The organism is Altericroceibacterium indicum, assembly GCF_009828105.1.
Lineage (GTDB): Bacteria > Pseudomonadota > Alphaproteobacteria > Sphingomonadales > Sphingomonadaceae > Altericroceibacterium > Altericroceibacterium indicum.
On sequence record NZ_WTYQ01000003.1, the window covers coordinates 225,555 to 244,351 of the forward strand.

The 18,797-nt window shown below is 55.1% G+C and carries 19 protein-coding genes; 9 read left to right on the forward strand and 10 right to left on the reverse strand.

The features are described from left to right. The first annotated feature begins 54 nt into the window (after positions 1 to 54). Both GRI39_RS09505 and GRI39_RS09510 read left to right on the forward strand, forming a co-directional pair. Entirely contained in the window at positions 55 to 351 is a 297-nt protein-coding gene (locus GRI39_RS09505; protein ID WP_211371530.1) for a hypothetical protein, read from the forward strand. A 70-nt stretch (positions 352 to 421) separates the two neighbouring features. Continuing rightward, positions 422 to 997: a DUF4334 domain-containing protein gene (locus tag GRI39_RS09510; RefSeq protein ID WP_160739470.1), complete on the forward strand. Its 576-nt coding sequence runs from the start codon at positions 422 to 424 to the stop codon at positions 995 to 997. Positions 998 to 1,025: 28 nt separating this feature from the next. Here the strand turns inward: GRI39_RS09510 and paoC are convergent, their stop codons facing one another. The 5 genes from paoC to GRI39_RS09535 form a co-directional block, all read right to left on the reverse strand. Beyond that, positions 1,026 to 3,233 carry an aldehyde oxidoreductase molybdenum-binding subunit PaoC gene (gene paoC / locus GRI39_RS09515; protein WP_160739471.1) on the reverse strand — a complete coding sequence of 736 codons (2,208 nt, stop codon included), beginning with the start codon at positions 3,231 to 3,233 and terminating at the stop codon, positions 1,026 to 1,028. Positions 3,234 to 3,237: 4 nt separating this feature from the next. Further along, positions 3,238 to 4,203: an FAD binding domain-containing protein gene (locus GRI39_RS09520; RefSeq protein ID WP_160739472.1), complete on the reverse strand. Its 966-nt coding sequence runs from the start codon at positions 4,201 to 4,203 to the stop codon at positions 3,238 to 3,240. Further along, positions 4,200 to 4,838 carry an aldehyde dehydrogenase iron-sulfur subunit PaoA gene (gene paoA / locus GRI39_RS09525; protein ID WP_160739473.1) on the reverse strand — a complete coding sequence of 213 codons (639 nt, stop codon included), beginning with the start codon at positions 4,836 to 4,838 and terminating at the stop codon, positions 4,200 to 4,202. The genes GRI39_RS09520 and paoA overlap by 4 nt, the downstream gene beginning before the upstream one ends. 202 nt (positions 4,839 to 5,040) lie before the next feature. Continuing rightward, the gene (locus tag GRI39_RS09530; RefSeq protein WP_160739474.1) at positions 5,041 to 7,026 is read right to left on the reverse strand and encodes a ribonucleoside-diphosphate reductase subunit alpha; all 1,986 of its coding nucleotides are present in this window, start codon (positions 7,024 to 7,026) and stop codon (positions 5,041 to 5,043) included. Between the two features lie 541 nt (positions 7,027 to 7,567). Next, positions 7,568 to 8,218: a 2OG-Fe(II) oxygenase family protein gene (locus tag GRI39_RS09535; protein WP_160739475.1), complete on the reverse strand. Its 651-nt coding sequence runs from the start codon at positions 8,216 to 8,218 to the stop codon at positions 7,568 to 7,570. A 491-nt stretch (positions 8,219 to 8,709) separates the two neighbouring features. Between GRI39_RS09535 and GRI39_RS09540 the strand changes: the two genes are divergently transcribed. Further along, positions 8,710 to 8,952, forward strand: a complete 243-nt coding sequence (locus tag GRI39_RS09540) for a GlsB/YeaQ/YmgE family stress response membrane protein (RefSeq protein WP_160739476.1) — start codon at positions 8,710 to 8,712, stop codon at positions 8,950 to 8,952. Positions 8,953 to 8,978: 26 nt separating this feature from the next. Here GRI39_RS09540 and GRI39_RS09545 read toward each other — a convergent pair whose 3' ends face one another. Together GRI39_RS09545 and GRI39_RS09550 are read right to left on the reverse strand one after the other, a co-directional pair. Next, positions 8,979 to 9,668, reverse strand: a complete 690-nt coding sequence (locus tag GRI39_RS09545; protein WP_160739734.1) for a pentapeptide repeat-containing protein — start codon at positions 9,666 to 9,668, stop codon at positions 8,979 to 8,981. A 46-nt stretch (positions 9,669 to 9,714) separates the two neighbouring features. Next, entirely contained in the window at positions 9,715 to 10,374 is a 660-nt protein-coding gene (locus tag GRI39_RS09550) for a DUF1826 domain-containing protein (protein ID WP_160739477.1), read from the reverse strand. 91 nt (positions 10,375 to 10,465) lie between these two features. On the opposite strand from GRI39_RS09550, the gene GRI39_RS09555 reads away from it, so the two are divergent. After that, complete coding sequence (locus tag GRI39_RS09555) at positions 10,466 to 10,891, forward strand: MerC domain-containing protein (protein WP_160739478.1); 426 nt, start codon at positions 10,466 to 10,468, stop codon at positions 10,889 to 10,891. Here the strand turns inward: GRI39_RS09555 and nadB are convergent. Next, a complete protein-coding gene (gene nadB / locus GRI39_RS09560; RefSeq protein WP_160739479.1) occupies positions 10,856 to 12,463 on the reverse strand; it encodes an L-aspartate oxidase in 1,608 nt (535 codons plus the stop codon). The genes GRI39_RS09555 and nadB overlap by 36 nt on opposite strands. Positions 12,464 to 13,001: 538 nt before the next feature. On the opposite strand from nadB, the gene GRI39_RS09565 reads away from it, so the two are divergent. Further along, a complete protein-coding gene (locus GRI39_RS09565; protein WP_160739480.1) occupies positions 13,002 to 13,493 on the forward strand; it encodes a hypothetical protein in 492 nt (163 codons plus the stop codon). 58 nt (positions 13,494 to 13,551) lie between these two features. On the opposite strand, the gene GRI39_RS09570 is transcribed toward GRI39_RS09565, so the two are convergent. Further along, positions 13,552 to 14,496, reverse strand: coding sequence for an ABC transporter ATP-binding protein (locus tag GRI39_RS09570; RefSeq protein ID WP_160739481.1), 945 nt, complete (start codon positions 14,494 to 14,496; stop codon positions 13,552 to 13,554). A gap of 133 nt (positions 14,497 to 14,629) precedes the next feature. Here GRI39_RS09570 and GRI39_RS09575 point away from each other — a divergent pair, with 133 nt between their 5' ends. The 4 genes from GRI39_RS09575 to GRI39_RS09590 all read left to right on the forward strand — a co-directional run bounded on the left by GRI39_RS09575 (position 14,630) and on the right by GRI39_RS09590 (position 17,419). Next, entirely contained in the window at positions 14,630 to 14,890 is a 261-nt protein-coding gene (locus GRI39_RS09575) for a zinc-finger domain-containing protein (RefSeq protein ID WP_160739482.1), read from the forward strand. A 63-nt stretch (positions 14,891 to 14,953) separates the two neighbouring features. After that, on the forward strand, positions 14,954 to 16,378 hold the full coding sequence (gene tldD, locus GRI39_RS09580) for a metalloprotease TldD (RefSeq protein ID WP_160739483.1): 1,425 nt from the start codon (positions 14,954 to 14,956) through the stop codon (positions 16,376 to 16,378). A gap of 72 nt (positions 16,379 to 16,450) precedes the next feature. Continuing rightward, positions 16,451 to 16,852, forward strand: a complete 402-nt coding sequence (locus GRI39_RS09585) for a hypothetical protein (protein WP_160739484.1) — start codon at positions 16,451 to 16,453, stop codon at positions 16,850 to 16,852. Positions 16,853 to 16,864: 12 nt separating this feature from the next. Continuing rightward, positions 16,865 to 17,419 carry a DUF924 family protein gene (locus GRI39_RS09590; protein ID WP_160739485.1) on the forward strand — a complete coding sequence of 185 codons (555 nt, stop codon included), beginning with the start codon at positions 16,865 to 16,867 and terminating at the stop codon, positions 17,417 to 17,419. A gap of 45 nt (positions 17,420 to 17,464) precedes the next feature. Here the strand turns inward: GRI39_RS09590 and GRI39_RS09595 are convergent, their stop codons facing one another. Continuing rightward, positions 17,465 to 18,442: a zinc-binding dehydrogenase gene (locus tag GRI39_RS09595; protein ID WP_160739486.1), complete on the reverse strand. Its 978-nt coding sequence runs from the start codon at positions 18,440 to 18,442 to the stop codon at positions 17,465 to 17,467. Between the last annotated feature and the right edge of the window lie 355 nt (positions 18,443 to 18,797).

The following is an 18,797-nucleotide window of genomic DNA, read 5'->3' on the forward strand; positions in this document are numbered from 1 at the left end:
GCTTCCTGCCCGTTACTCCCATGAAGACGCCAAAGCCATGCGATGAAAGGAACTATGATGAGTGCGAATAAGCCTAATGATAAGCAGGCAGACGGTTTCATAACCAGCGGCGATCAATATGCCGTCAATCAACCAGCATTCAATCATGCAGATGATGGCGATGCGGATGAAATTGAAAGAGAAGAGGCAGAAGATCGTTCAGACCCTATCGGTCATGAACCATTGCCGCGCGAAAAGGGCCAGAATAATCAAGCTTCTCCGTCTGCGGATGATCCGCATAAAGCCAAAGGCTTGGGATATGGGGCCAATGGTGAGACAGAGATGCATGATGCTCCAGACAGCTCTGACTGACATCCACATCCCCTAAGATTATCACTCAGCCTACCTGTTCTCATTCAAGGTAAAGGTCAGAAAGCCCATCATGGACGCTGAACTTGTTAAACCCCGGCTCGAACATGACGCCACAGACTGGCTGCGGCGCGCGGCGCTGGAAGGCACCACGATGGGTGAAGCAATCGCTGCTTTTGACCTTCTGCCGCCCCTCACCACAGATGAGATGATGGGGCGATGGCGCGGTTTTGGCGTGCCGACGCAGCACACCTTGGATGGGATGCTCGAAGCCTTTGGTTGGCGGGGGAAAGAGTTCAGAAGCGAAGAGACGGTCTTCCCGCTGCTGTTCAATGATCCTGAAAAGGGCGTGATCGCAATTGACCCGCAATTTCTGCCGCTCGACACCGCTTTACGGTTTGGAGTGAAAGATCAAAGCTGGGCCGTTTCCGCATTTCAGCAATTGGGGCGCAAGCTGGTCAGCACCAACAAGCCCACCGCGCGACTGCGGATGGTAGAATATCGCGGGAAAAGCGGCGCAGCGATGATCTATGATCGCCAGCCCATTATGGACCATTTCCGCCGTGCAGGCCCCGGCCTTGTGATAGGACTGATGGATATGCGTGGCCAGCATCCGTTCTTCTTCGCGCTGGAGCGGGAGGAGGCGTAGAGCCTCCCCCCGCACCCATGCACTCCCGTCAAGCGATGGCGGGCAACTTGTCGAGATATTTGTCCAGCGTTAGCGGGTAATCACGCACCCGAATGCCGCAGGCGTTATATACGGCGTTGGCAATCGCCGCGCCAACACCGCACAGGCCCAGTTCACCCACGCCCTTGGCTTTCATGGGCGTGGAAGCGGTGTCGGCTTCATCGAGGAAGATCACTTCCTGATACGGGATATCGGCATGAACCGGCACTTCATAACTGGCCAGATCGTGATTCACGAAAAAGCCGAAGCGCTTGTCCACTGCCAGTTCTTCGGTGAGCGCAGCACCTGCGCCCATCGTCATGGCACCGATAACCTGACTGCGGGCCGATTTCGGGTTGAGGATGCGCCCGGCAGAACACACTGCCAGCATCCGGTCGATCCGGGTAACGCCGGTGAAGCGATTGACCGAAGCTTGCACAAAATGGCCTGAGAATGTGGCCTGCGCATATTCATCGCCAAAATCGCCATATTCGATTGCATCTTCAGCGACCAATTCGCCATCCTTGGCGGCGTCCTTCAAGGAAAAGGAACGGTTGCCTTGCAGGACATTGCCATCGGTGAAATCAGCCTGCTCAGGATCAAGCCCGAGCTTTTTGGCAATTTGTTCACGCAATTTCACACAAGCTGCATAGGTGCCCGCAGTGGAGTTGGCTGCGCCCCACTGCCCGCCCGAACCAGCAGAGGCTGGAAGGTCGGAATCGCCCAACACCACTTTCACTCTATCGAGCGGCAGACCCATCATTTCCGCCGCTGTCTGCGCCAGAATCGTATAGCTGCCGGTGCCGATGTCGGTCATATCGGTTTCCACCGTCACCACACCATCTGTTCCCAAGCGGACCCGTGCAGCGGATTTCATCAGCATATTGTTGCGGAAACCAACCGCCATACCCATGCCGACCAGCCAATCTCCGTCCTGCTGGGAAGCAGGTTTGGCATTGCGCTTGTCCCAGCCGAATTCCTTGGCGCCGCGACGCAGGCATTCGATCATGTTTCTTTCGGAAAAAGCCTTTTCCGGGTTCATCGGATCAACTTGCGTATCGTTGATGATGCGGAATTCCACCGGGTCCATGCCCAGTTTTTCAGCCATTTCATCCATCGCGATTTCCAGCGCCATCATGCCCGGTGCTTCACCCGGTGCGCGCATCGCATTGCCTTCCGGCAGGTTGAGCACAGCAAGGCGCATAGAGGTCAGGCGGTTGCCCGCTGCATAGAGCAGCTTGCTCTGATTAACGGCCGTTTCCGGGCCGCCACCCGGCAAATCGCCCGAAGTGCTTTCATGTGCAATCGCCTGTAACCTGCCATCTTTATGAGCACCAAGGCGGATACGCTGGATCGTTGCCGGACGGTGCGTGGTGTTGTTCGCCACCAGTGGGCGCTGCAATGTCACCTTCACCGGACGCCTGACCTTTTTGGACGCGAGCGCTGCCACAATGGCATCGGCCCGAACGAACAATTTCGAACCAAAGCCACCGCCAAGGAAAGGCGAGTCCAGCCGCACCTTGTCTTCTGAAACTTCCAGCGATTTGGCGAGCGCCTTCTTGGACCATGCAATCATCTGATTGGAAGTCCATAAGGTCACCTTATCCCCGTCCCAGCTGGCAATGGTGGAATGCGGTTCCATCATGGCGTGGGTTTCATCGGGCGTGGTATATTGGGCATCAAATTGCACCGGCGCTGCTTCAAAAGCGGCTTCGAAATCGCCATAGCGATCTTCGCCCGTGTCATCATCGCCATTTTTATAAAGCGGCGCGGCTTTGGCGACAGCCGCCAGATCAAAGCTGCCATTCTTGCGCTCATAGGTAGTGCGGACAAGATGGGCAGCAGCGCGGGCTTCTTCGAAACTATCAGCTACCACCAAAGCGATCGCCTGATGGTAATGCTGCACTTCTGCGCCGCCAAACAGATTGGCCGTGTTATTGGAACTGAGCGGAACCGGCTTATAATCCAGCGTGGAAATCACATCCACCACGCCCGGCGCATTGCGGGCATCGCTCACATCCAGACTGGTGATTTTGCCACAGGCAATGCTGGCACCGACCATATAGCCATAGGCCTGATTGGGCGCGACATCGTGGCGTTCATAAGCATATTTGGCTTGCCCTGACACTTTGAGCGGGCCATCGATCCGGTCATGTGATTTGCCGACCACCTTCAGGCGGTCAATCGGGTTTGCGCCTGCGCGACTTTCAAATTTCATCGGTTCAGCTCCTTGCCTTGCCAGAAGCGGCCTGCGCCATTGCGGCGGCAATTGTGCGCTCTACCAGAGCGACCTTATAGGCGTTGTCAGGTGTGGTTTTGGCACCCTTGGTAAGAACGCGGGCAACGGCTGCAGGGCCATTGCGCATCTGTGCGTCAGCCGCATCATCGCGCCACGGTTTGGGGGCAATGCCACCAACCGCCACCCGGCCTGTGCCATCAGGCTGCACAATCGCGGCCACCGAAACCAGCGCAAAGGCGTAAGACGCACGGTCCCGAACCTTGTGATAGATATGCTGGCCACCGACAGGTTTGGGCAGAGTGACAGCAGTAATCAGCTCCCCTGTTTCCAGCACATTGTCGAGATCGGGGCGATCACCCGGCAGGCGATGGAAATCTTCCATTGGGATCATCCGCTTGGTGCCATCGGCTTTCACCGTCTCCACCTGTGCATCAAGCACCCGCAAAGCCACGGCCATATCGCCGGGATAAGTGGCGATACAGGCATCGCTTACGCCCATAATCCCAAGCTGGCGACTATAGCCTTCCTTGGCGGAGCAGCCATCGCCCGGCTTGCGCTTATTGCAGGCCATGTTGGTGTCGTAAAAATACGGGCAGCGCGTCCGCTGGAGGAGATTGCCGCCGGTAGAAGCCTTGTTCCGCAACTGGCCGGATGCGCCCGCCACAATCGCGCGGGTCAGCACGCCATAATCACGGCGGATACGCTGATCGCTCGACAAATCCGTATTGCTGACCATCGCGCCGATGCGTAAGCCCCCATCTTCGGTTTCGGTGATTTCATCGAGGCCGAGGCCGTTCACGTCAATCAGATGGGTGGGGGTTTCAATTTCCAGCTTCATCAGATCGATGAGATTGGTGCCACCGGCGATGAATTTAGCGCCTTTGGTGGCAATGGCCGCTTTGGCGGCAGCTTCGGGGCTGGTCGCCCGTTCATAGGTGAAGCTCTTCATGCTGCGCCTCCGACCACTTCGGACATGGCTTCTGCGATGTTGGAATAGGCCCCGCAGCGGCAGATATTCCCGCTCATCCTTTCGCGCATTTCCATATTGGTGGGGGCAGCTGCCTGGGTGATATCTTCAGTCACATGGCTGGGGAGGCCCTTGGTGATTTCATCGAGCACCGCCACGGCAGAACATATCTGGCCCGGTGTGCAATAGCCGCATTGATAGCCATCATGCTTCACGAAAGCTTCCTGCATCGGATGCAGATTATCCGGCATACCAAGGCCTTCAATGGTGGTCACTTCATCACCATCATGCATCACAGCAAAGGTGAGGCAGGAATTGATCCGTTCTCCATTGACGATCACTGTGCAAGCACCGCACTGGCCATGATCGCAGCCCTTTTTGGTACCGGTGAGTTGCAAATGCTCTCGCAATGTGTCGAGCAGCGTCGTGCGTGTATCGAGATTCAGTTCATGGTTTTCACCATTCACCGTGAGGTTGAGTGTATGCATGGAAGGCCTTTGGACAGATGCGCTCTGCGTTCTTGCTGCGGCAGACGGAACCGCCGTTAGCGCTGCAGATGCCACGCCACTGGCGAGCATAGAGCGGCGTGATAATGGAAGAAAACCCTCTCGAGTCATGAGTGCAGCCCCCGTGCATTTGAGAAATGTTCGTCGCAAATTGTGTGATTAGTTTTTTCAACGCACCAATATAATGATAGTTTCAGGCTGCCCCCAAGCGCAGAAAAATTCCTCAGTAATTTCTGAAACTTGGCGCCATATACACAAAGGCCCGAGCGGTTTCCCGCCCGGGCCTTTGTGTCATCTGCCGATCAACCTGCGCTTATTGGCAAGCAAGGCATTCGTCATAATCGGTCTGCTCGCCTGACCCTGCGGTCAATTCGAACCTGGCCGCATCGGGCGTGTTGTCCGCTTCTACGCCACCGGCAAAGCCTGCACGCTGCAAACTCTTCGAACGCAGGTAATAGAGCGACTTGATGCCCCTTTCCCACGCTTGGAAGTGCAGCATCGCCAGATCCCATTTATCCACATCTGCCGGGATGAAGAGGTTCAGGCTCTGCGCCTGATCGATATAGGGCGTGCGATCGCCAGCAAATTCCAGCAACCAGCGCTGATCGATTTCAAAGCTGGTCTTGAACACCAGCTTTTCCTCTGGGCTGAGGAAATCGAGATGCTGAACTGAACCGTCCTTTTCGAGGATAGAGTTCCACACATTGGTGGAATCCTTGCTCTTTTCCTTGAGAATTTTCTCAAGATAAGGGTTCTTCACGATGAAGCTGCCGGACAGCGTCTTATGCGTGTAGATATTGGCCGGGATCGGTTCAATGCAAGCGCTGGTACCGCCGCAGATAATGCTGATCGACGCGGTCGGCGCAATCGCCATCTTGCAGGAAAACCGCTCCATCACGCCCATATCTTCGGCGTCCGGGCAAGGTCCGCGTTCCTTGGCCAGCATCATCGAGGCTTCATTGGCCTTGGCGTTGATGTGCTTGAACATCTTGAGGTTCCACGCCTTGGCCATGGCGGTTTCAAACCCGATGCGCTTCTTTTGCAGGAAGGAATGGAACCCCATCACCCCCATGCCGACAGACCGTTCACGCGAGGCCGAATATTTGGCGCGAGCCATTTCATCCGGCGCACGATCAATGAAATCCTGCAGCACATTATCAAGGAAGCGCATGATGTCTTCGATGACCAGCTTGTCTTCATGCCATTCATCCCACCGCTCCAGATTGAGCGAGGAGAGGCAGCAGACCGCTGTCCGGTCCTTGCCCAAATGGTCAAAGCCGGTGGGCAGAGTGATTTCGGAACACAGGTTCGAAGTTGAAACCTTGAGCCCCAGATCGCGGTGATGCTTGGGCATGGCGCGGTTCACCGTATCGGAGAACACGATATAAGGCTCACCCGTAGCAAGGCGCACTTCCAGCAGCTTCTGGAACAGTGAACGGGCATGAACCTTGCCGCGCACTGACCCATCACGCGGGCTCTTCAATTCAAAATCAGCGCCTGAACGAACAGCTTCCATGAATTCATCAGAAACCAGCACGCCATGGTGCAGGTTCAGCGCCTTGCGGTTGAAATCGCCGCTGGTCTTACGGATTTCGAGGAATTCTTCGATTTCCGGGTGCGACACGTCGATATAGCAGGCGGCCGAGCCACGACGGAGCGAACCTTGGCTGATTGCCAGTGTCAGACTGTCCATCACGCGCACGAACGGAATGATACCGCTGGTCTTGCCGTTGAGGCCGACCGGTTCACCGATCCCGCGCACATTGCCCCAATAGGTGCCAATACCGCCGCCGCGCGAGGCAAGCCACACGTTTTCATTCCAGGTGTTGACGATGCCTTCAAGGCTGTCTTCCACCGAGTTCAGATAGCAACTGATCGGCAGGCCACGGCCAGTACCGCCATTGGACAGGACCGGGGTGGCCGGCATGAACCAAAGCCTGGAGATATAGTCATAGATGCGCTGTGCATGTTCTGCATCATCGGCATAAGCATCGGCAACACGCGCAAACAGATCCTGAAATTCTTCACCAGGAAGCAAATAGCGATCGATCAGCGTTTCCTTGCCGAAATCGGTCAGCAAAGCATCGCGTGAACGGTCAACCTGCACATTGAAGCGGCGCGGATTGATGCTTTTGGAATCGGTCTTTACGGCCGCGGTTTCTTCAGCCGCGGAATCGTCGGACAGACTGGGCGCAGCCGGGCTGTTCTCCGAAGAGGGGCCGGTCATATCTCTATCGGACGTTGCGCTATCCAGATCGTCGAAAGTCATCGCCGTCTTGTCTCCACTATTGTAATTCATGCTCACGCCCCTTTTTGGGCTCTGCAAGACAGGGCCTCAATCATTCTCAATTGCCATGATGACGTTGCGCACATACCAGTTGGGACGAGACGCAAAAGAGAAGCCTCTATCTCGTTCTACCCCGGCTGATTTTCGCTTAACAGCATCGGCAAAATCCAAATTTGATAGCCGTCTTGTTCAAAAAAGGGACGACAAAAAACTCAGTGTTGTGGTGCTTTGCACCGCATTGCTACTATAGATAGTGGTCCAGTGCTAGCAGATATGCAAGTTAGATAATGCCACATAACGCACTGCGATGCGGGTGTGTTGTCATACCAACACGGCGCGACGCATGGCGTTACCTGTGTTGCAAGCCTGAAAACGACCTGGAAAAATATTTGTGATTTCCACAGGTGATTTCACGACAGAGAATCTTTCGGAAATTTTCGTGAAATCTATCAGCCTGCCCTGAGCGTGGACACATTAAGAAAGCTAAGAAAATTCGCCGGCAATCCGGCGCAATTGGTAGCTTTTGCCCCCGTCAGAGATTATCTTGAGAGAATCACGCTTCGGCCCAACGCCGCATCAATTGATGATAGATTCCGGTCAGTCGAGAAACCTGTTCATTTTTCCCGCCGAGCGTTTCACTCAGTGCCTGAACCGTGCGATCCAGCTCATACAGCGTGTTACGCGCTGAACTGTCGCCCACCAGTGATTGCATCCAGAAGAAGCACAGCTTCAAGCGCCCCTCCTTGACCGGGGCGATACTGCGGAAACTTCCCGGTTCGAACACCATCATGTCGCCCGCTGACAAACGATAGCCTGCCCGCGCAAATCGGCCGGACAGGCGCAATTCGCCCCCTTCGTAATCCGCAGGGTCTGACAATGCTACCATAGCGGCGAGATCAGGGCGGAACGGGGCACCGGTTTCCGGATGGCATTGCGGCACCTTGCTCATCTGGCGAGTGAGCGCTTCACTGTCGGACGAAAAATCGAATATCGGCGGCACCAGGGAATGGGGCAATACTGATGACAGGAAGCCCGAATGGTCCATCAGTGCCGCTGTGATTTCTGCTTGTGCAGCCTGTGTTGCATGGGTGCAGGCCGCAGTATCACAGCCTCTTGCGTGATGTTCATAGGCCGCACCCGCTACCAAATCCGCCAATTTCGTAGCCATAGCGGGAGGCAGCACATTTTGCAGTGTAACGATCATGGAATCCCCCAACCATATCGGGGAAGGAAGCTCTGCTGAATTTCGAAACATTGGTGGGTTGGACCTGGCAAGCGACATGGCCAGGCCCAACCCACCTAATCCGCCGCAACCGTGTCGCCCCGAACAACCTCGCCCGCAATGGGAAAAAAACGGACGCTGGAACAGGACTGGGGGGCTGACATCGGTTTCCCTCACTGGCGGATCCCCCGCTCACCGGACACCCTGCAACCCATGATAGAGGGGTCGGCAAGATCTATCATGGCCATTAAGGGCCGGCTGAGCGAAGCTGTGAATTTCATAATTGCCCTCACTTCGTGTGAAAGCGGTTATTGCGACGCATTCTCATTTAGTCAAATGGTATTTGCGAGTTTTTCTCAACAATCGACCTACCGCTCTTTCCAAGCGGTAAGCGACAGGTGTTTTTCGGGTGCGTAAGGCAGTTTGGCGCGTTAGCTTTGAAAACCAGCCCACCCACAAGGACACGGTATACGATGATGAATATTCTAAGCGCCATTCTGGGCGGATTAATCATCGGCGGCCTCGCCCGCTATTTCTACCCTGGCCCTGTCGATATGGGATGGATACCCACCATCGCGCTCGGCATTGGCGGTTCGCTATTTGCAGGCCTCTTCGCCTCAAGCGGCAATCGCAACATCAACCGGGCGGGCTGCCTGGCATCCATTGTGGGAGCCATGGCGCTGATTCTGATCGGACGGGCGTTGGGGATTGGCTAAAGAGCCACATCCAAAAAGCAGCCCATTTAGCGGACGTTGAGACCCAATTCGCTGAGCAATTGTCCGGCCTGTTCGCGAGAAATGGTTGCTCCGCGAAACAGGTTTGCGTCGGCCAGCCGCAGGCCGCCGAGGTCTGCGCCGCGCAAATCTGCCCCATCAAAGCGCGCGCCATCCATATTGGCATCGCGCAAGCTGCATTCGTTAAAGGTCGTAAGGCGGAAATCGCATTTTCGGAGGTCGCTTTGGGAGAAATCGATCTTGGTCAGCGTGGCCTTACGGAAAGAATGGCCAGGTAATTTGGCGTTGATGAGCAGCGTTTCTTCCAATTTCAGCTCCATCGCCTTGATGTGTGTCAGATCGGCTCCGGTCAGTTTACATTGCACGAAGCTGGCCGAGCCAAGCGATGCGGTTTTGAACGTGGCATTGTTGAAATCACACGAGGTGAATTGCGCTTCACCCAGATCACTGCCGGTAAAATTGGCAAAAGGCCCCCGGCAGGATTTCCAGACAGTACCTTCCAGCCGCGCATGGCTGATGTCAGCATGGCGCAGATTGCAACGCTCAAACGTCCAATGCGTGAGATCGAGGCCAGACAGGTCGACCTCTTCCAGATCGCAACCGAAAAGCTGCTGCGCGCCAGCCTTGAACAGAGCTTCCACATCTTGGCGCGTCAAAGCGCGGTCACGCAGCACGCGATCTGCAAAGAGGTCATTCATAGGGTGGCGGTAATAGGCGATATTCGCGCCCACGACCATGCGGCATTCAAACCTTCTCCACCGGATCGATCACCAATAGCAGGCGCTGCTCACCGGTCCCACTGATCGGCGGGGAACGATGGAGAATGGTCGGGCTATCCTGCCACAAGCGCCCTTTGAAAAAGCCGACTTCTCCAAAGCTCAGTTGCTGGATAGGCGGCTCTGGCTCCTCACGGTGGCGCGCTTCGATCCATTGCGTGCCCTGCCCGACATAGGTGGTCAACAAACGGCAGGTCACATAATCGGCGTGGAATTTATAGCAGGAGTTACTTTCCACCACTTCCAGCCGAATTTCTACTCCAGAACTTTGGGCCAGTTCTGCCTGGGCTTGGCCCAGCCTCTGAATATCTGCCAAAAGCCGCGGGCATGGTGGATAGCCAGCTTCATCCAGCGCGACCGCAAGATCAGCCTCTAGAAGATCTGTTGAGGTAGTGAGGCGGACGTCATCTACGTGATCGAGCTGTAATTCTGCCAGCTCCTCCTGCAGTCCAACGCCAATCTCGCGCGACCAGAGGCACAGGCCCAGGTTGCTATCGCTAATCGTGGAAAAGGATGGCGGTGCGCCAACCTTTAATCCTGCCAGACAGGGCTGCGAGCGCTTGCGCTCCAACAATTGCACCGAACGATCAGGCGCACAGATAAGCTGCGCAGCAATATTTTTTGACATGGCACCTTCTTTCACAGGACACATGTTCTATATGATACATTGTATCATCACACAAGCTAAGCCAAGAACCATCATGCAGCAGGATTTCGCGATGCCCAAAGGGAACCGAGCTACCGATCTAGTGGAAGGCACCGCGCTGACGGCGTCCTTCCTGTGCCTGATCCATTGCTTAGCTTTGCCGTTACTATTGCTGATTCTGCCGGGAATTCTGGGCGCCTTCGCCGCTTCCAAAGGTTTCCACATGGCAGCTTTTGCGTTGGTTGCCCCTGCTGCCTTCTGCGCTTTCTGGCTTGGGTATCGCCATCACCGCGTGGTGGCACCGGGGCTCACCGGCATGGTTGGCGTGCTATGCATTGGCGCAGCACTGCTACCGGGCGTCTCACACGCTGGCGAAACCATGCTGACCGTGGTCGGCAGCCTGTTTCTGGTCGCCGGGCACCTGTGGAACTGGCGCAAGCGCAGCGCGCATCACGCCTGCCCCTCAGGGGACGAGCACTGTGTCTCTCGGCGCGGTTGAAGTTTCCGGGTAATCCAGCGTGAAATGCAGCCCCCGGCTCTCATGCCGCTTCAAGGCGCTGCGCACGATCAGATCAGCACATTGCAGCAAATTGCGCAATTCGATGAGATCGGTCGTCACCCGGAAATGGCCGTAATAATCCTCAATCTCATCTGTCAGCAATTTGATACGATGGGCCGCGCGTTCCAGCCGCTTGGTGCTGCGGACAATACCGACATAGTTCCACATAAAGCGGCGGATTTCAGTCCAGTTTTGCTTGATGACCACTTCTTCATCGGAATCGGTGACACGGCTTTCATCCCATTCGCGAATCGAAGGCGGTTCATCGAGCCTATCCCAGCAATCGAGAATATCCTTGGCCGCAGCTTCCCCGAAAACGAAACATTCGAGCAAAGAATTGGACGCCAGCCGATTGGCACCATGCAGGCCGCTTTCGGTGCACTCCCCTGCCGCCCACAGGCCCGGCAGGTCGGTTCGCGCGTCAAGGTCCACCAGTACACCACCGCAAGTGTAATGCTGGGCAGGCACCACCGGGATCGGCTCCTTGGTCATATCGATTCCAAGGCCGAGCAGCTTTTCATGAATGGTGGGGAAATGCTCTTTCACAAATTCCGGCGGCTGATGGCTGATGTCGAGATGAACGTAATCGAGGCCGAGGCGCTTGATTTCATGGTCAATGGCGCGGGCGACAATGTCACGCGGAGCCAGTTCCGCCCGCTCATCAAAATAGGGCATGAAGCGTTCCCCCGTTTCGGGGATCTTCAAATGCCCACCTTCACCGCGCACCGCTTCGGTGATGAGGAAGTTTTTCACTTCCAGATTATAAAGGCAGGTCGGGTGAAACTGCATCATTTCCATATTGGAAACGCGCGCGCCGGCCCGCCATGCCATGGCGATGCCATCGCCCGTGGCCCCGCGCGGCGCGGTGGAAAAGCGATAGACACGCCCCGCCCCGCCTGATGCCATTATGGTGGCCCGACCGGTATAGGCTTGTACCTTACCGCTCGCCTCATCCAGTGCATAGACACCCCACACCCTGCCGGAACCGGAATAGCGTGTTTCATGCTGGCCAGTAATCAGATCAATGCATGTATGATCGGGCAACAGGGTGATATTTGGATTTTCCTTCGCAGCCTTGAGCAATGCGGTCTGAACGGCCCAGCCGGTGGCATCGTTTACGTGGACAATCCGGCGATGCGAGTGGCCCCCTTCGCGGGTGAGATGCAGGTCCGTGCCTTCTGTGTTGAACGGCACGCCCAATTCCACCAGCCGCTCAATCGCATGAGGCGCACGTTCAATGACATATTCAACCGTTTCGCGCCGGTTGAGGCCCGCGCCAGCATCCATTGTGTCGGCAATATGATTGTCAAATGTGTCACCCGTGTCGAGCACCGCTGCAATGCCGCCCTGTGCCCAAGCAGTGGAACCACTGGTGAGCTTGCCTTTCGCAAGCACCAGAACCTTGAGATTTTCCCCTAGTGCCAGCGCCGCGGTTAGCCCGGCCGCCCCCGAACCAATGATAATAACGTCATAGGGTGAAGGTGCGGAGGCTGCGTGACCGTTCGTGTTCATCCATCCGTCATGCCGCGCCTTACGCTGCGCCGCAAGCACGGTGTGACATGGCCCACTTTTCCTTGCTTTTACGCGAATCATGAAGCAAATTTGCTGCGGCGCAGCATTGTCTGCGCGAGTCGCACACTACTGAAATAAATGTAACTCGGGCGCGTTCCACTTCGCAGCCTGCTTTTGCATGACGTCTTGAAGGAGTGACTGCTGACGATGATACATAAACCTCTCGAAGGCCTAGCATGTACTCTGGGTAATCATAAGCCGGCACCCGGCACAAAAACCCGCATTGGGCTTCACCAACATGCCCAGTGCAAATATTGTCAGGAGCCAATCCATCGCGGAACCTCAGGAAATTGGCTGACCGATAGCCGCGATCAACCTACCCCACCGCGCTTTCAAAGCTTGCGGTGCTTGCTGAACCGGCACTTCCCGAAAAAACGCTCAGTCATATGGACGGGCACCACCTATATCAGCCATTGCCACGTGTGCTCTACTCCGATCCGCCGGGAAAGACACAAACTCTGGCGCAAAGACAATGCCATTGATTCAGAAAAAAACGGGCAAGCATAATAAAACGACCGCTTCAAAATCTTCAAGCTGCGCATATTATTTGACGAATAGAATGTGGCTGCATATTACCCACACACCCCCCCATGGAATAGATAATCTCTATTCATTTCGTATGCATGTTACAGATAAAATGTTAAATATTATTTCACGCATTATGTGCGCCATCGGCGTGCATGTTCCGTCGCGGGAAAGTATTGCCAAACACGGGCCGAGAATTGAAGGAAATTGTCGGCATTGTGGCAAAGCTCTATTACGTAATACCATGCATGATTGGGTTGTTGCAGATGCGACGAAAGCCCATTTCAGGCATAGGATTCCGCTCTGCCTGATTGGGAGGCACTACCCCAATGCCCACGCTGCGCGGTGGGATGGCGATTCCTTTGTCAGCCGCTGCAGCCATTGCCGCAAACCGATCCGCCGTGCCCCAACAAGGCGTTGGCGTTATGATCCTGAACGCGCGTAAGGCAGGCAAAGCCGCGGAAGCACTGTATTCCGTCTCTTCGTACTAACCGGCAGGCCTGTCATGACTGGCCTGCGGGCTCCGCAGTCAGCTTCACAAAAACATCCTCCAGATCTGCTTCACGGGTGGAAACATCCTTGATCTGGAAGCCTTCAGCCTGAACAGCAGCCATGACCTGTCCGGCGGTCATCTCATCCTTATCATAAGCGATTTCCAGCATCCGCTCGGCGGGCGTCTCGCAGCGGATAAAGGCAGGATTTTGTGGTAATGCCTCGATATCCTTATCCACGCTCAGAACAATGATCTTCTCGCGAACCATGCCAACCAACTCCCGAGTCGGTTTATTGGTGACCAATTCACCATGATTGATAATCGCAATCCGTTCACACAGAGCTTCGGCTTCTTCGAGATAATGGGTGGTGAGCACCACTGTCACGCCTTCCGCGTTCAATTCGCCGACCAATTCCCAGAGTTGACGGCGCAATTCCACATCCACCCCGGCAGTCGGTTCATCGAGCACCAGAATCGGCGGTGAATGGACCATGGCTTTAGCGATCAGCAGGCGGCGCTTCATCCCGCCAGAAAGCGAGCGCGCATAGGCATTGCGTTTATCTTCAAGGTGCACCGCGCGCAGCAACTCTTCAGACCGGCGGAGCGCTTTGGCCACGCCATACATGCCACCCTGATTTTCCAGCACTTCAAATGGCGTAAAAAAGGGATCGAAAACGATTTCCTGCGGGACGATGCCGATACTGGCCTTGGCATTGCGCGGGTTGCGATCAATGTCATGACCCCAGATGGACACTTCGCCCGAAGTCTTCATTACCAGCCCAGCCAGCGTATTGATAAGCGTGGATTTGCCCGCGCCATTTGGCCCCAACAGACCAAAGATACCGCCTTCTGGCACATCAAAGCTGACGCCTTTCAGGGCCAGTTTGGGCGGAGAATTGCCCTGTCCGGCATATTCCTTGACAAGATTGCGGATAGAAATTGCTGCTTCGGTCATAGCAGCGTCTCTAGGCCGCAAAGGTGCGTTCGCCAAGCGCCTGTGTGGCCTACAACAGCGCAAGGGTAATTCGCACGTCGCCGATTGACTGCACATATTGCAGGAATCATCGCTTGGGGGTAAGCGCAGTGCCATGACAGACGTGCCCGAAACAACCATGGTCGAAACCCGCCGCGTCTCTTGCGATGGTTCCGGCTCGATCCGCCCCGGCGCAGGATACAAGGCTTCTGCTTTGGGCCACCCGCGCGTTTTCCTGGAAATCGACGAGAAGGGCTATGTCGAATGCGGCTATTGCGATCGCCGCTTCGTGCTGAAAGGCAGCCCGGCAGAACATGGCATCCATGAACTTTCCGCCGGTGACCTTCCTGAACCCGGTGACGCCAGCGTCGCCTGAGCGATCAAAGGCTGGTTGAACGCCAGCCTTTCAGGCTGCTGATCTTCACCCTATATCATAGGGATGAATCATGCAGACCCGCGCGCTTTCCTCTATGCAGATGATAAGCTGTCGCCCGAAGAGGCCCAGCGGCTTGCTTCGCAAACTCTCAGTTCTTGCGATGACGGGGAATTGTATCTCCAGTTTTCCGCCAGTGAGACTTTTGTTTTTGACGATGGTCGGCTGAAAACCTGCGATTATTCCCGCGATGCTGGTTTTGGCCTGCGCGGTGTCTCGGGCGAAACCACAGGCTTCGCCCATGCCAGCGATATCAGCGCCGCAGCCATTGCCAGAGCAGGCGAGACGTTGAAGCTGCTTGATCCGGCCAACGGTGATCGCCCACTTCCTCCGCGCGCGACCAACCGTCACCTCTATACCGATCAGTCGCCGCTCGATCTTGTGCCCTTTGCCGAAAAAGTCGCGCTGCTGGAAAAGATCGACACCGCCGCCCGTTCGCGTGATCCGCGTGTGGCGCAGGTTAGCGCATCGCTGGTCGGCAGTTGGAGCGTGATTGAAATCGTCCGCCCCGATGGCTTCATCGGCATGGACATTCGCCCGCTTGTCCGGCTCAATGTCAGCATTGTGGCTGAAAGCAACGGCCGGCGCGAAAGCGGTAGTTTCGGCATGGGTGGCCGTTATCTTTATGACAGCTTGTTCCACGAAGCGAGCTGGAACCGGGCAATTGATGAAGCCTTGGCTCAAGCCACGATCAACCTTGAAAGTGTCGCTGCACCAGCCGGTGAAATGACTGTGCTGCTCGGCCCAGGCTGGCCGGGCATCTTGCTGCATGAAGCCATCGGGCACGGGCTGGAAGGCGATTTCAACCGCAAGGGCACCAGCGCTTTTTCCGGCCGTGTGGGCGAACAAGTCGCCGCATCGGGTGTGACGGTGGTGGATGATGGCTCGATCCATGATCGCCGCGGCTCTCTCTCCATCGATGACGAGGGCACCCCGACTGGCGAAACCGTGCTGATCGAAGATGGTATTCTCAAAGGCTATATGCAGGACCGTCTCAATGCACGGTTGATGGGCGTGGAGGCTACCGGCAATGGCCGCCGCCAATCCTATGCTCATGCGCCTATGCCAAGGATGACCAACACTTTCATGCGGCCCGGCCAGGATGACCCGGCAGAATTGCTCGCAGGGATGAAAGATGGCATCTTTGCCAAGAGCTTTGGCGGCGGGCAGGTGGACATTGTCTCCGGCAAATTCACCTTCTCCTGCACCGAAGCCTATAGAGTAGAAAACGGAAAGCTTAGTGCCCCGATCAAAGGCGCAACGCTGATTGGTGACGGACCATCAGTTCTCACCCGCGTAAAAGGCATCGGCAATGATCTGGCGCTGGATGAAGGTGTGGGCACATGCGGTAAAGGCGGGCAAAGCGTTCCGGCAGGTGTTGGTCAGCCGACATTATTAATTGGGGGTCTGACTGTAGGTGGAACCGGTTGAACGTTTCGTCTTTCAGTCAGCACGTATTAACAGACAATAGTTAATATGTTGGCTTTCTTAGGAGGTTCACCCATGAAGAAGTTGATTCTTGCTCTCACTGGTGTCTCAATGGCGCTTTCCGGTACTATAGCTCATGCAGAAACGCGCGCTGAGAAGGGCCAGCAACAACTTGCCAAAATGCTCGAAGGCCGGACGGCGGGTAAGCCCGTGACCTGCATTTCAACGCCGATCGATAGTCGTCTTCAGATCATCAATCAGACCGCTGTTGTCTATGATACGGGCAAAACGATTTATGTCGCCCGCCCTGATCGCCCTGAAGATCTCGACGATCGCGATATTTTCGTGTTCAAGCGTTTCGGTAGCCAATTGTGCCGCCAAGACGTCATCCGCACGGTTGACCGTAGCAGTGGTTTCCCAACCGGTTTCGTCTTTCTGAGCGATTTTGTACCCTATACCAAGACTGACTCGAAATAAGGAATAAGCTCCATGGCCGCATCACAACGCCGCTGGGCGGCCGAACTGCTTCATTTCTGGTTTCACAGCCTTAAACCATCAGACTGGTTCATGCCCGGATCTGATGTGGACGACACATTGCGTGAGCGGTTCGAGAGCGATCTGTTGATGCTCTGGAACCGCCCGGCATCTGAATTTCTGGGTGATCCGCAGACCGCTCTTGCAGCCGTGCTGTTGTTCGACCAAATCCCGCGCAATATCTATCGCGGTAGTCCCCGCGCCTTTGCGTTTGACCCATTGGCCCGAACGATTACGCGCAGCGCCCTATCGAGCGGCTATGATAAAGATCTAACCCGCCGCCAGAGCCAGTTTCTGGCCATGCCGCTCATGCATAGCGAATTTATCTCCGACCAATTGTGGAGCAAGGAATATTTCACCCGGCTCGGGCAGAATTTTGGTCGCCCCTATGCCCTTGCACATTTCAAGATGATTGCCCGCTTTAGCCGTTTCCCGCATCGCAACAAAGTTCTCGGCCGTAAAAGCAGTGCCGCAGAAAAGCGCGCCGTAAAAGCAGGTTTTGCCTGGTAGGCACTCTCGCCACACTCATGACGAGGGTGTCTGAGAACATAGGGTTCAGGGTTTGAGCAGAATCTTTCCCGCCTTGCCCTTTTCACGTGCTGCTGTCGCCGCATCTGCAACCTCATCGAGCGAGAATATCTCTCCAGTTTGCAGCGTCACTGTCCCCTCTGCCAACAGTTCTACCAACTCCTTGATGAAGCCATGCAGACGCTGCGGCGGCATGGTTTCCAACATCTTTCCGAGCCAAAAACCCTTCACCACAGATTGCTTGAGAATCAGATCGTTGGGCGAAAGTTCAAGCGGTTCACCCGACATTGCACCAAAGCTCAAAAACACACCCTTATCGTCAATCAGATGCAGCATCTGGCCTGCAAGCTTGCCGCCCACACCGTCGATCACACCTTTGATTCTGTTGCCATCAAGAATCTCATGAACCCGGTCTTCCCAATCCTCTTTTTCCGTCGAAACCGCATTGGTGATGCCCAGTTCGTTCAGTTCATCAATGGCCGACTGGCGCCGCACCAGATTGATGACACCGATTCCACGCGCCTTGCCAACCATAGACACAACTTTGGCCACGGCACCGGTTGCCGCGCTTTGCAGAATCCAGTCTCCCTCCTCAGCACCCAGCGCATCGATGGCAAATAGAGCACTCAGTGGCATGGAGAGCATTTGCGCAGCAGTCTTATCGCTAATCGCATCGGGGAGCGGCACGACATAGTCGGCCTTCACAGTGAAATATTCCGCCCAAGTGCCTTGCGTAAAGCTGGTCGCAATCCGCTGACCGATTTCAAACCCGCTCACACCTTCGCCCAGCGCATCCACGACGCCCATGGCTTCGCTGCCGCCAATGGCAGGCAGTTCCGGGCGGTAGCCATAGTTGCCTTCGACAAGAATCAGGTCATGATTATGAATCGATGCAAGACCGGTTTTAATCCGCACCTCACCCTTGCCTGGCTCAGGCTTGTCAGCCTCTCCACAGGTCAGCACCTCACTTGGTTGGCCGAAAGATTCAAAAATAGCAGCTTTCATAATCAATTCCTTTCGCTGCTAATATGAGTGGTATCCATTGCGGTTCCACCTCCAAGGATATGTGAGATTGCAGCCACCCTGATCCAATCAGCGGGATAGCCCACAGCAACGACCCCTCACTGAAAAATTCAATAGGATTGACATGAATAAGTCTGAGTAATACTCATGATAACGTTATCATTATGGCCGCAACCGATGTTCGGTCTCTTTCAATACCCCAGAATAATGTAATTCATCATTTTTTAATGAAAATTTGAATTTTTTGAAACTTATTTCAGGAATTTAATCCTTATATTAAATAATGTTATATTGAATATAAATAATAAATAAGAATTGATTAATAATGTATTTTCCA